Source organism: Sphingobacterium athyrii (assembly GCF_003071065.1).
Classification (GTDB): domain Bacteria; phylum Bacteroidota; class Bacteroidia; order Sphingobacteriales; family Sphingobacteriaceae; genus Sphingobacterium; species Sphingobacterium athyrii.
This window is the reverse complement of the sequence record NZ_QCXX01000008.1, coordinates 297,244-311,288: the sequence shown is the minus strand read 5'-3', so window position 1 is coordinate 311,288 and position 14,045 is coordinate 297,244. Positions and strand designations below refer to the sequence as shown.

General features: G+C 39.8%; 8 protein-coding genes. All 8 read left to right on the top strand.

Annotated features, from left to right (window positions below):
- Window positions 1–10 precede the first annotated feature (10 nt).
- The 8 genes from DCO56_RS24660 to DCO56_RS24625 all read left to right on the top strand — a co-directional run bounded on the left by DCO56_RS24660 (window position 11) and on the right by DCO56_RS24625 (window position 14,042).
- Window positions 11–2,305, top strand: coding sequence for a GH92 family glycosyl hydrolase (locus tag DCO56_RS24660; RefSeq protein WP_108636343.1), 2,295 nt, complete (start codon window positions 11–13; stop codon window positions 2,303–2,305).
- A 24-nt stretch (window positions 2,306–2,329) separates the two neighbouring features.
- Window positions 2,330–3,721, top strand: a complete 1,392-nt coding sequence (locus DCO56_RS24655) for a sensor histidine kinase (protein ID WP_108636342.1) — start codon at window positions 2,330–2,332, stop codon at window positions 3,719–3,721.
- Window positions 3,722–3,731: 10 nt separating this feature from the next.
- Window positions 3,732–4,430 (top strand): response regulator transcription factor, encoded by a 699-nt coding sequence (locus DCO56_RS24650; protein WP_108636341.1) that lies wholly within the window; start codon window positions 3,732–3,734, stop codon window positions 4,428–4,430.
- Window positions 4,431–4,583: 153 nt separating this feature from the next.
- The gene (locus tag DCO56_RS24645) at window positions 4,584–7,838 is read left to right on the top strand and encodes a SusC/RagA family TonB-linked outer membrane protein (protein WP_108636340.1); all 3,255 of its coding nucleotides are present in this window, start codon (window positions 4,584–4,586) and stop codon (window positions 7,836–7,838) included.
- A gap of 20 nt (window positions 7,839–7,858) precedes the next feature.
- Window positions 7,859–9,781: a RagB/SusD family nutrient uptake outer membrane protein gene (locus tag DCO56_RS24640; RefSeq protein WP_108636395.1), complete on the top strand. Its 1,923-nt coding sequence runs from the start codon at window positions 7,859–7,861 to the stop codon at window positions 9,779–9,781.
- 174 nt (window positions 9,782–9,955) lie between these two features.
- Window positions 9,956–12,244: a GH92 family glycosyl hydrolase gene (locus DCO56_RS24635; RefSeq protein ID WP_108636339.1), complete on the top strand. Its 2,289-nt coding sequence runs from the start codon at window positions 9,956–9,958 to the stop codon at window positions 12,242–12,244.
- A gap of 159 nt (window positions 12,245–12,403) precedes the next feature.
- On the top strand, window positions 12,404–12,784 hold the full coding sequence (locus tag DCO56_RS24630) for a hypothetical protein (protein WP_165305418.1): 381 nt from the start codon (window positions 12,404–12,406) through the stop codon (window positions 12,782–12,784).
- Between the two features lie 151 nt (window positions 12,785–12,935).
- Complete coding sequence (locus DCO56_RS24625) at window positions 12,936–14,042, top strand: efflux RND transporter periplasmic adaptor subunit (RefSeq protein ID WP_108636337.1); 1,107 nt, start codon at window positions 12,936–12,938, stop codon at window positions 14,040–14,042.
- Window positions 14,043–14,045 lie beyond the last annotated feature (3 nt).

Below are 14,045 nucleotides of genomic sequence, written 5' to 3'. Positions count from 1 at the left end.
TCCTGAAGTGATGAACGTAAGAAGTTTAGTTTGTGTCGGTTTACTATGTATTCCTTATTTTTTAAGGGCACAGGAAACCAAATTAATTCAATATGTCAAACCGCTTATAGGAACGGCACGGATGGGCCATACTTTCCCCGGTGCGACAGTTCCTTTTGGGGCAGTGCAGCTCAGTCCGGATACAGATACGTTATCGTATGCCGTAAATGGACAATACAATGGCGACGTGTATAAGTACTGCGCCGGCTACCAGTACGGCGACCCAACAATTGTGGGTTTTAGCCATACCCATTTTAGTGGTACCGGCCATTCTGATCTTGGCGATATTTTGATCATGCCAACTCAAGGTAAGGTACAGCTCAATCCGGGAACAGCGGATAAACCGCAGGAAGGATATAGGTCGCCTTATTCACATGCAAATGAACGGGCGGAGCCAAACTATTACAGTGTTTTGTTAGACAAACATCAGATTAAGGCCGAATTGACGACGACAACTCGTGTGGGGATCCATCGTTATACCTTTCCGCAATCTGATGCGTCGCATCTTGTCGTGGATTTAACGGCTGGAATTTATAACTACGATGGTAAAAATGTCTGGACGGTTGTCAAAGTTTTAAATGACTCAACTTTAGTAGGCTACCGCCAAACCAATGGATGGTCCCGGACACGTACCGTATATTTTGCGATAAAGACGTCCAAACCTTTCAAAAACTATGGTGCGAAATATGAAGATGGTAAGTCCGTATACAATGGTTTTTGGCGCAAGTTTGACCAGCAGCATAATTTCCCGGATCTGGCGGCTCACAACATCAAGTTGCATTTGGATTTCGATACCAAAGCGCAAGAATCCATCCAGATGAAAGTTGCATTAAGCCCTGTAAGTATGAAAAATGCACTCAGCAATATGGAAGCGGAAGCACCGAACTGGGATTTTGACGGCTACGTGCGTAGAGGGCAATCGGCTTGGGAAAAAGAACTTCAGAAGATTGAAGTGGATATGTTAAACAAGGAAGACTTGGTTAACTTTTACACGGCCATGTATCATGCCAGTCTAATGCCTACCATTTATATGGATCAGAATGGTGAATATAAGGGACTGGATCAGGAGATACATCGGGCTAAGGGATTTACGAACTACACCTCGTTTTCGCTCTGGGATACGTTTAGGGCATTCCATCCGCTGCTGAACTTAATTAATCCTTCCCGCAATTCAGACATTGTCGCTTCAATGATGGCACATTACGATCAGAGTGTATTGAAAATGCTGCCCATTTGGTCGCATTATGCAAACGACAATTGGTGTATGAGCGGTTATCATTCCGTATCCGTCATTGTTGACGCGATATTAAAAGGTGTCTATAAAGGCGATCCGGAAGCTGCTTTAAGGGCTTGTGTACAAACGGCAAACGCCCGTAATTATGAAGGAATTGGCGCCTATATCGATAAAGGATATGTCCCGGATGATGTGTCAGGTACTTCGGTATCCAATACACTCGAATATGCTTATGATGATTGGTGCATTGCGCAATTGGCAAAGAAGCTGGGTAAAGAAGATATCTATCAGACTTTTTCAAAACGGGCCGAAAGTTGGCGAGCACTTTATGACCCGACAATTGGTTTTATGCGGCCAAAAAACTCCCAAGGAAAGTTTAAGGAACAGTTTGATGTCCTAGATACACATGGACAGGGATTTATTGAAGGGAATTCGTGGAACTATAGTCTATATGTGCCGCATCAACCTAAGGAGATGATGGAACTTATGGGCGGTAAAAAGAAGCTGGAGACCTACTTGGATTCGTTATTTACGATGGAACTGCCGGATAAATATTTTGAGCATACCGAAGATATAACACGGGATGGTATTATTGGCAATTATGTCCATGGAAATGAACCATCCCATCATGTGGCTTATCTGTATAATATTACCCAAAGCCCTTGGAAGGCGCAGGCAAGATTGCGCCAGATTATACGGAATCAATATCACAATGGGCACGCTGGTTTAGGTGGAAACGATGACTGTGGACAAATGTCAGCTTGGTACTTGTTTACTGCACTGGGATTTTACCCTGTGGCACCCGGTGAGGATGCCTATTGGATCGGTAGCCCATTGGTGAAATCTGCGAATGTCAATCTAGAAAATGGCAAACGCATCTCCATTACTGCGCGTAATCAGTCTGAAAAGAATGTGTACGTCAAATCCGTAACATGGAACGGTAAAGTGCTGGATAATCTAAAATTATCCTATGCGAGTTTGATGAATGGTGGAGAATTAATCTATACGATGAGTAACAAACCAAATAAATAGAGAGATTAGGTACACGGATAAAAAATGAAGCGATCAGGCGTATATAAAACGATAGCTATCTGTTGCTTATTTTTATTTTTGATCTTGCAATACCTCATGCTCGTGCAATCATATGAGATAAAACGTAGTCACCTATTTCAGAAAGAGAAACAGGATATTAAGGTCGTGTATAACAGGTATATCTTGAATGATAAGATGTTTCCTGGGGGACAAAAGCTTGTTGACTCGACCTTAATGCCTCATATGAATCGCTTGAAATACTATCATCAGGAGGACAGGAAGGCTTTTGATGAATTAAGGGATAGTATTGCTGGACAATTGCTGTCCAAGCTTCAGAATAATCCTACAATAGACAGTTTATTTGAAGTGATTCGAGCGGAGACTCATTTAGGCAAGGATTTTGGTTATGCGCTCGTATTGAAGGATGTATCAGTAACCTTTGATGCCAAGAATTTTATTCCAATAATTGATTTTTCCAAGAATTATTTTATTCGGATTGGTGGTGAACCAAATTTCATTGAAAAAGACAACTTGGTTTCGGCAATGGCCATCGCTGCTAATAATAAGATGTCCAATCGTGTTGCATTTACTTTATACGTAGGTAACATAAACACTAAATACTCTGTAATAAAATCTATTTTTCCGCTATTGTTATTATCCGGCTGCTGTATTACCGGAATTGTGGGACTTTATTGGGTAACCTACAATAACTGGATGAAACAGAAACGTATGGCCGAGATGGCTTCTGATTTCATCAATAATGTTACGCATGAATTCAATACACCATTGACAACAATACGTATTGCCCTATCCAACATAGCGGTGAAAGTATCTGATGAAGAAAAAGTGAAAATTTCGCCTATACTTGAAACAATGGGACGACAGATAAAAAGACTGGATAGGCTTGTTAACAAAGCGATAGATCTAAGTGTTTTTAATCAGGAAAAGGTCATTTTGGAGCAACGGTATCTTTCAGTACTGATAGATCAATTCGGGCAAGATATTGTAATTTTAACTTCGGAATATACGAAAATTTACATCCTAATAGACAAGAAGGTTTCACCGGTAAAAGTACTTGTGCATCCGTTTATGTTTGTTACAATGTTGAATAACCTAGTGGAAAATGGTTTGAAGTATAACAATGAAAAATTGAAACATATTCATATTCATTTGAAATATTCCGCTGCAAATGAACTTTTGCTGATTGTTCAGGATAATGGAATAGGTATTGCCGAGAACCAACTTCCGCATATTTTTACCAAAGGATATCGAGGGAAATTACATTCTTCGAGCGATGGTCTGGGGCTCGGATTATTTTTTGTTCATGAAGTTATCCGTATTCATGGATGGAAGATAGAAGTAAAATCGACTGTAGGACAGGGGACGAAGTTTATTATTTATATACCAACACTATGAATATGTAAATATGTTAAAATATGGCCATATATTATTGATTGAAGACGATCTTGATTTGGCAGCCATGCTAATTGACTATCTTTCGGGCTGTGGATTTGAGGTTGTCCATGCAGTATCGGCAGAACAGGGTATAACCCGCTATCGCACGGATAAATTTGATATTCTTATTGTGGATATCCAATTGCCGAACTGGGATGGTTTTCAGTTTGTAGAATATATTTCAAAACTAAATAAAAAACAATTTGTACTCTTCCTTACCGCTAGGCTCTCGAAAACAGACAAATTACGAGGGCTGCGTCTTGGTGGCAATGATTTTATAACTAAACCTTTTGATGTTGAAGAATTAGCACTCAAGCTTCAGAATTATACCGTTAAGCATACTCTGGTCTCTCAACGGCCAATCAATGTAGGGGATATTAAGCTCAATGATCAGCTCTATACGATAGAATTTGGTGATAAATCCAAACAAGTTGTTTCTCCTCGGGAATTTGAACTTTGGACTTTCCTAGCGAATAAACCAAACGTGGTTTTACGGCGTGAAGAAATACTCATGGCTTTGTGGGGAGAAAACGACTATTTCCTAGGACGAAGCTTAGATGTATTTATCTGTAAGATTAGAAAAATGCTGAAAAGGTCGCGATATGTAGCAATAAAAACAGTCTATAAGGTTGGATTTATTCTAGAAGTGAGTAACGAGAATTGTCATTAACAATCGATTAACAACTTTCCTTTTCCTTTCTGTTTACTTTTACTAAAACGAATTAGTGTGCTGGTGCTGGTCTTTCTTAAAACGATATCTAGCCTGTTTGGTGTACAGTAATCCGTCAACCAATTGTTGTTTTAGTAAACCCGGAGTAAATTTATGAAAAGAAAGGTAATTCCATTATTTGTTACGCTGTCAGTGTGCAGCACATCTTATCTTCAAGCTGAATTAAAGACCGAATCCAGTCCAATTTATTTCCGACAAGAAGGTATTGTCATTGAAGGAACAGTTGTAAATAGTTCGACTGGGAAAACCATGCAAGGAGTTAGTATTGTCGTAAAAGGAAGCGGTAAATCTACCAAAACAGATGTTGCTGGTAAATACCGTATCGAAGTGCCTTATAAAGAGGCCACGTTAACATTTTCGTATATCGGATTTCAGCCGCAACAAATTGCACTCGAAGGACGATCCGTCATACAAGTCAGTCTGGTCGAAGATGTTAAAGCACTTGAAGATGTTGTTGTTGTAGGCTATACGACTCAGAAAAAACGAAATGTTGTAGGAGCCGTAGCTACAATTACGACAAAGGACCTCGTGCAGAGTCCAGCTGCAAATATCAATAATATGCTGGCTGGTAGGCTTCCAGGGCTGGTTGTCAACCAATATGCTGGTGGTGAACCGGGCGTGGATCGGTCTGAATTATTTATTCGAGGCAAATCTACCTATGGTAATCAGTCGCCTATTATCATTGTTGATGGTATCGAACGAGACATGAGCTATTTAGCTCCTGACGAAATTGAAACTGTTTCTATCTTGAAAGATGCAGCTGCGACAGCACCATATGGTATCCGTGGGGCAAACGGTGTAATTGTCGTCACGACAAAACGAGGACAGTCAGCTGACAAAGCGACAGTGGATTTTAAGGCCTCTTATGGTTTGAATGCGCCTGCACAATTGCCAGAACTACTGGGATCTGCGGATTATGCGACACTTTATAACGAAGCTTTGGTAAATGACGCAAAACTATCCGGCGGTAATATTGATAATCTGAAACTCTTTAGTCAGGATGCTATCGATAAATTTAGAAGAGCAAAGGGTGATAACTCTGATGGCCTGGGATATAATTGGGACTATTTTGATTACATTTTTAGAACTGCTCCCCAACACGAATATAACCTATCGATCCGTGGAGGAAACGAGGTTGCGAAGTACTTTGTAATGGGGGGGTACATGGGGCAGGACAATAATTATGATCACGTTGACCTGTCTAAATATAGTGTGGCTCCGAAATTCCAACGGTACAATTTTAGATCAAATATCGATGTCAATATTACGAAAAACCTGTGGGTTAAGTTAAACCTAGGGGCACGTATCACAAATCGTACGTCTCCGGGAACTTCGGCATCACGATTAATGACATTGGCGATGACCCAACCCCCCTATTTGCCCATTGTCCTAGAACCTAATAGCCAGTCGTCAACACAGAATTATTTGTTAAATAATCCATCAGGTTTATTGTTTGGTAATCAGATTTACCGGTTTAATGTATTAGGCGAATTGACCAGATCGGGATACCACACCGAAAAAAACACCTATTTGGAAGGAAGCTTTGCTGTAGGTTGGAATATGGACTTTATCACCAAAGGACTTTCTGTTGACGGGGTATTTTCTTATGATGCCAAAGAACAGCAGTGGGTTAGAAGAGAATTGGGGACATATAGTGAAGGCTATCGTGTTTACCCGAACTATGCAACTTTTCAACCTAGTGGTGGGATAGATACTTTCATGAACCCGGAATATTATAGTGGTACCTATACCAATGGTAACAAATATACCGTAGATCAAACTGTTGGAAATTCATTTACACAAAGTAGTCCGTTCAATAGGACTTTTATTCAAGGAAAAATCAATTACAATCGCTTATTCAATGAAAAGCATAGTGTTACCGGTATGTTATTATTTAACCGTTCAAGCCAGTCAGTATATGATGCGGGAAACTCAAGGGCAAGTGTGGATATCCGCTATCAGGGAATGACAGGACAATTTACCTATAATTATCTTGAGAAGTATCTAGCGGAATTTAATTTCGGCTACAATGGATCTGAGAACTTTATTGAGGGCAAACGTTATGGTTTTTTTCCGGCTGGTGCGCTGGGCTGGGTGGTTAGCAAGGAAAAATTTATGGATCACACTAAGGACTGGCTTAGCTTTCTTAAATTGAGGGCTTCAGTGGGACTTGTTGGCAATGATAAGATGCCTGGTGATGCGAGATTCGGCTATTTGGCATTTTTCCAAGGCGGAGATGGATACAGTTTTGGCGAGCAGAATTTTAACAATGGCCAAAGTGGATTACGCGAGGGGCGTCTGGCAAACGAGAATATAACCTGGGAAAAATCCCGTAAAACCAATATTGGTCTCGATATGGGTTTTTTAAAGAATAAGATGAATTTCAGTATCGATGTATTTGAGGATTATCGTTACGATATTATTACTGAGCTGGGGAATGATGATATTGGCTTTCCGAGTGTAGTGGGCAAAGGGTCTCCACTTATTAATATTGGAAAGGTACGCAATCGAGGAGTAGATATCGAAATGAGCTATTCAGATATGATAGGAGATAATTTTAGATTTTTTGTAAAACCGAATTTCACCTTTTCGCGGAATAAATTAGTTTATAGACAGGAAGTTCCCCGTCAATATGATTATAGGCAGGCGACCGGTAAAAGATTATATGAAAATTTTGTCTATGTTTTTGATCATTTTGTTAAAGATCAGGCAGAAGCAGATAAGCTGAATCAAAACCAGTTTCAACCATGGGGAATTGTAGGGCCTGGAGATGTCGTCTACAAAGACTTGAACGGCGATGGTAAAATTACCGACTTGGGGGATCGTACCGTTATGGGAAATCCACGAAGCCCAGAGATTCAGTTTGGATTACCTATCACATTGCAATATAAGGGGTTTGATTTCAGTCTTTTATTTCAAGGGGCATTGAATTCATCTATCTTATTGAAAGATGCTGCAGTATGGGATTTTCCAACCTTTGACCAGGATAAACTGGGGTCTGTAAGACCGATACATATGGGCCGTTGGACGACGGAAACAGCTGAAACAGCAACTTATCCCGCGTTACATATCGGTAATTCGGAAAACAACAAAAATAGTAATAGTAGTTTATTCTTATATGACGCAAAATATTTAAGGCTTAAAAATATTGAAATCGGGTACAACTTACCTAAAGACCTTATCAAAAGAATTGGTTTAAATCAGTTGCGTATATATGCGCAAGGAATGAATCTCTTTACTTGGTCAGGCCTCAAAGATTTGAGTATAGATCCTGAGATGGGTAATGCAAGTGGATATTGGTACCCCATCTTAAAAGTCTACAATTTTGGGATAAATCTTAATTTTTAATCGTTATGAATATGTTTAAAATGAGAAATATAATTTTTTCTATAATGGGTATTGTCATATTGATGATGACAGGCTGTAACAAATATTTGGACAAATTACCAGATGATCAATTAAGAGAAGATGAAGTGTTTACGCGTTATGAGAAAGTAAATCAGCTTGTTACAGACGTTTATAACAAAGCAAAGAATGTGAATCAGCCTATTTCATGGTTTTATCATTTTTCAAGTGCTGCCATCACAGATGAAGCAGAGGGCTCTACGGTAGAAGGAAATATTACAAATAGATATAATACTGGGGACTGGAATATTAATGAACTGCCGGGAGATAATGGACAATTCTGGAATAGTATGTATGACGGTATCAGGCGTACAAATGTTATTTTGGAGGGTATAAAAAAATATAATACACCCGACGATATTTTGGAGCCGGGATCGCTACCTATGCGCGTAGGGGAAATTTATTTCTTAAGAGCTTATTTCCATTTAATGGCTGTTCGAATTTATGGTGAAGTTCCCTATATCGATCATGTCATTACTGCAACAGAGAACATGAATTTTGAACGGGAATCAGTGCATATGGTTATAGAAAAAATTGTGGCTGACGCGACTTTAGCCTATAATGCTGTTCCGGAAAAGTGGGAGGGACAAAATTTTGGTCGGATTGATAAAGGTGCATGTCTAGGCTTGATAGCAGAAGCACGGTGGTTAGCTGCTACCCCACTTTGGAATGGAGCAGGTGAAAAAGGATATACTGGGAGTCGTAAATTTGAGTCAGAATATGCAAGCAGTAACACACAGCGTTGGGTAAAAGCCAAAGAAGCTGCAAAGGCGGTCTTAGATTTTACAGTAGCCGGAGGGAAACGTTATAGTCTGTACCAAAAATACTCAAATACGGACTTTGGGGATAGCGGTGGACAAAATACAAGTAATTCGACCGTTTATACTCGACTCTGGCAGATGTTTTATGATATGGAAGCATTTAAGAACGAGTATGTCTTGTTTTTTACCAGGTATAAAGGAGAGGGGTGGTTTGGAGATGTCTATCCACCCAGCAGGGGCGGAGGAGCCCGTCAAATGCCGGTTCAGGAACAAGTTGATGAATATGAGTACATTTCCCCTAATGGTTTTGGCTATCCAGTGTATAGCGAACAAGCGAAACAAGATGGCTACGATGACGGAAGCCCTTACACATCAGTAAAGAGAGATCCACGATTCTATCGGGATATTATATTTCATGGCGCTACTTTTAGAGGGGGAAATAATAACCCTTCTCAAACCAATGTAGCAAGCGGAGCGGATCAAATCGGAGCCAATAATGCAACTCGGACAGGATATTATTTGAGAAAATTTCTGCAAGAGGCTTGGAATAAAAACGGTAGTGTGACTATCAGTGCTCCGCCTGTATGGAGGTTACCGGACTTTATTTATATTTATGCCGAGGCGGTCAATGAAATAGACGGACCAACGCAAGAAATTTATAATTTGATAAATCAAGTTCGGTCGCGATCATTCATGGCACCAATGCCATTGAGTACGCTTTCGAACAAAAATTTAATGCGTGAATATATCTATCGTGAACGAAGAGTGGAGTTTTTTTATGAGAATAAAAGGGCTTTTGATAGCAGGTTATACCTAGAACCCAGCAGTACAGTAGAAAAGGCAAAATATCAAACTTTTACTGCAGCGGGAACCACCAATAGTGAGCGGAGTATTAATTATTGGAAGAATAACAATAGCTCATATCCTAAGCTTCAAAATATGATCAATGGGATGCGTCCGATTGAAGATGTAAATGGTAAAATTCAAATTGGTGACAAAAAGTATCGAATGGAACGTTTTTTTGTAGAGAGTAGGGTTTTTAATACCCCTACCCATTATTTATTTCCTATTTTGAATTCTGAACTTCAAAAATCACCTACCTTGGGGCAAAATCCCGGATGGTAATATGTCCATAAGGAAACTCTCACATTCAAGCAAGGTTTGGAAGTGGGAGTTTCTTTGTAACCATCTTGTGAAAAACAGGGCTTTATTTGCTTATATTTAAAATTCTTAATTATATTTACTAATACGTTTTAGCTTGTAGGCTGTTTTTCAGACAGCACCAACCAGATCAATATCATGTTCAATATTAAAAAATTAACAGGCGCTATCCTTTTTCTTTTCGCAGCTCAGGTGAGTATGGCACAGCAATCCTCGCCAGTAGACTTTGTAAACCCGCTCATAGGTACAGAATCTAAATATGAGTTGTCTAACGGAAATACCTATCCTGCCATTGCACGTCCCTGGGGAATGAATTTTTGGACCCCGCAAACAGGCAATATGGGCGATGGGTGGGTATATACATATACTGCTGATAAAATCAAAGGATTTAAGCAAACACATCAGCCTAGTCCCTGGAATAATGATTATGGCCAATTTTCTTTGATGCCCATGACGGGTAAACCACAGTTTGATCAGGAAAAACGCGCGAGCTGGTTCTCGCATAAGGCCGAAATTGTGAAACCTTATTATTATAGTGTTTATCTGGCAGACCATGATGTGACTACAGAACTTACACCTTCACAGCGCGCGGCTGTTTTTCAATTTACTTTTCCAAAAACAGACAACGCCTACGTTATTATCGATGCATTTGATAAAGGATCTTACATCAAGGTGATACCTCAAGAAAATAAAATTATTGGCTATTCGACAAAAAATAGCGGTGGTGTTCCGGACAATTTTAAGAATTACTTTGTCATTACTTTCGATCGGCCTTTTTCCTACAAAGCCGGTGTAACGAATGGTAATATTAAAGACAATCAGCTGGAAGTTCGGGATGATCACGCTGGGGCGATCGTAGGTTTCCCTTCGTTAAAAAGGGGAGAGAAAGTAGTGGCCAAAGTTGCATCTTCCTTCATCAGTTTTGAACAGGCAGCGCTTAATCTGAACGAAGTAAAGTCCAAAACATTTGAACAGGTTGCCATGGAAGGCAAGGAGCAATGGAATGAAGTGTTAGGCCGTGTCCAAATTGAAGACAATAATATTGATCGCCTGCGTACTTTTTATTCCTGCCTTTACCGTTCGACATTATTTCCACGGGATTTCTCGGAAATTGATGCTTCTGGAAAAAGAATCCATTATAGTCCCTACAATGGACAGGTTTTGCCTGGTGAGATGTTTACGGATACAGGTTTTTGGGACACATTCAGAAGCTTGTTCCCACTTTTAAATTTATTGTACCCGTCGATGAACGACCGTATGCAGGCTGGTTTGGTAAATGCTTACAAGGAAAGTGGCTATTTACCAGAATGGGCGTCACCCGGACACCGTGCATCTATGATCGGTAATAATTCTGCTTCAATAGTAACAGATGCCCTGATAACCGATCGAAAAGGTTATGATAAAGAGGTGCTTTGGGAGGCCCTAAAACATGGAGCCCATAACGCTTATCCCAAACATTCCTCTACCGGACGCTTTGGCCATGAATATTATAACAAATTGGGATACATTCCAGCAGATGTAAAGGTAGATCAGAATGTGGCAAGGTCACTGGAATACGCTTATAACGATTGGTGTATTTATGAATTTGGAAAGACGCTGGGGAAACCAAAATCCGAAACAGCCATTTATGCGCAACGTGCGATGAATTATAAAAATCTTTTTGATCCCACGACAAAGTTGATGCGGGGCAAAAAATCGGATGGCTCTTTTGTGGACAATTTTGATCCTAGTGCTTGGTCTCGGGAGTATACGGAAGGTAATGCCTGGCATTGGAGCTTTTGTGTATTTCATGATCCCCAAGGGCTAATTGATTTGATGGGCGGAAATAAATCTTTTGTTGCTATGTTGGATACCGTGTTTATTATCCCGAGTTATGAAGGAATGAAAAGCCGTAGCATGATCCATGAGATGCGCGAAATGCAAGTGATGAATATGGGGCAGTATGCACATGGTAATCAGCCTATACAGCATATGCCTTATCTCTATAATTATGCGGCAGAACCATGGAAGGCACAATACTGGGTTCGTAAGATCATGGATAAACTATATCTCCCGACGCCAGATGGTTACTGTGGAGATGAGGATAATGGACAGACCTCGGCTTGGTATGTTTTTTCATCACTGGGATTTTATCCTGTATCCCCGGGTTCGGGAGAATATGTGATCGGTTCGCCTCAGTTTGATAAAGTAACCTTGAAACTCGAAAATGGTAAAGAAATACGTATCCATGCAGCGCAACAGGGAGTAGATCAGGTCTATGTGGATCAACTTTCCTGGAATGGAAAAACTTATGATAAAAACTATATCCGTTATTCAGACTTATTGGGTGGTGCAAATCTGAATTTCAAGATGAGCGCAGAACCGAATAAAAATAGAGGTATCAAGAGAGAAGATGCACCCTATTCGTTCAGTAATGAAAAACGTTAAATGAAGCTTCAGTGAATAACAGGCTTTAAAGATCAATTGATAATGTATATATTGATCCGATAAAATGTAAATATTTAAAAACCATGATGACAAATCCCATCGCTGTCATGGTTTTTTTACATTAATAAAATAATCTTAGCAGTTTAAAACCATACCTTTGTGATTCGAAAATTCGATATGTTAGGTAAATTATTCCATCTTCTAACACTCTTTGCGTATCTCAATCTCTTGACGTATGAGTCCTTCTCATCAGCGACAGGACAGGTTTTGCATGCCGGAGAAACGATCGTGGAGTATTTCTTGGACGATGTATTGAATTTAGACCCTATTCAAACCTCACAAGAAGAGAAGGTATTATTGCAGGACGACTATCGTATATTTTCTGTCAATAGTCAGGTACTATCCATCTTTATATTTGTTTTTGGGATTGTATTTACTGCGTTGTGCTTTTCGAAGGATAAGGTGCATCCTTTTTATCGGTCAAAGACACTCTGTCGACCGGGATATTATGAGTTCTTGTATAGATTCCGGCCTTTCTAGGTATTTCCCTTTTACTTTTCTATCGGAGTCTATAAAATCTACTGCTTTTTAACTTTTGTTAATGATGTCACAAGGCAGTAGCTTCCTTGCGTTGTTATGCAATATTATTGTAGCTCCCATCTAGTTTAACATTTTATTTTTTATCGTTTTTATGAAGAAATTACTTGCGCTGTGCCTATTATTGGGTACGGTAGGGATGCTGGCTTCCTGTCGCTCCTCCAATGCGAATGCCGAGCAAAAAGAAGAAATTAAAAATATCCCCGTTACACCCTTGATTGTAATGGATACAACAGTCTACCAGGAATATATTGCAGATATTCAGGCTTTGAAAAATGTAGAGATCCGGTCCAAACTGAACGGTTTTTTGGATAAAATCTTTGTGGACGAAGGGGCTCGGGTAAAGAAAGGTCAAGTGTTGTTCAGATACAATAACGAAGAATATCGTTCGGAACTCGCCAAGGCGAAAGCGCAATATGATAACTCCATTGCTGAAGCGCAAAAAATTAAGCTTGAGATGGAAAGAACCCAGAAATTGGTGGATAAAAATATTGTGAGTCCTTCGGAATATAATCTATTGAAAATTCAATTAAAGGCCGCCAATTCCAAAATTGAGGAAGCGCGTGCTTTAGTTAATCAAGCTCAGACAAGATTGGATTACACGGTGATCCAGGCTCCATTTGATGGTCGGATAGATCGGATTTTATTAAAGGAGGGATCACTACTGACAGAAGGAAGCCTTATCACAACGATTTCGGATTTAAGCCAGGTCAATGTGTATTTTGATATTTCTGAACGAGAATACCTGACGATGATGCAGGATAAAATGAATGGTAAAGAAACGCGTAAAACTGTAAAATTGATCTTGGCTAATGGGGTCTTATATCCACATGAAGGCGTTGCTCATATTGTAGAAAGTGAATTTGAAGCAAATACAGGATCAATTTCACTCCGTGTACAATTTCCCAATGCAGAGCATATCTTAAAACATGGGGCAACCGGCAAGATTGCTGTGCCAATGGAAACTGGAGAGCATGCATTTGTACATCAAAAATCAGTATTTGAAATACAGGATAAAACATATGTCTATACCATGCAAGCGGATAGTACGGTCAAGATGACACCCTTTATTGCTGGGCCTCGTGTGGGACATTATTATATAGTAGAAGGTGGTCTTGATCCAAATGTTAAAGTGGTCTATGAGGGTGTGCAAAATTTGCGTAATGGAATGAAGATTAATCCAAAATTGAGGAAGCTGTAGCGG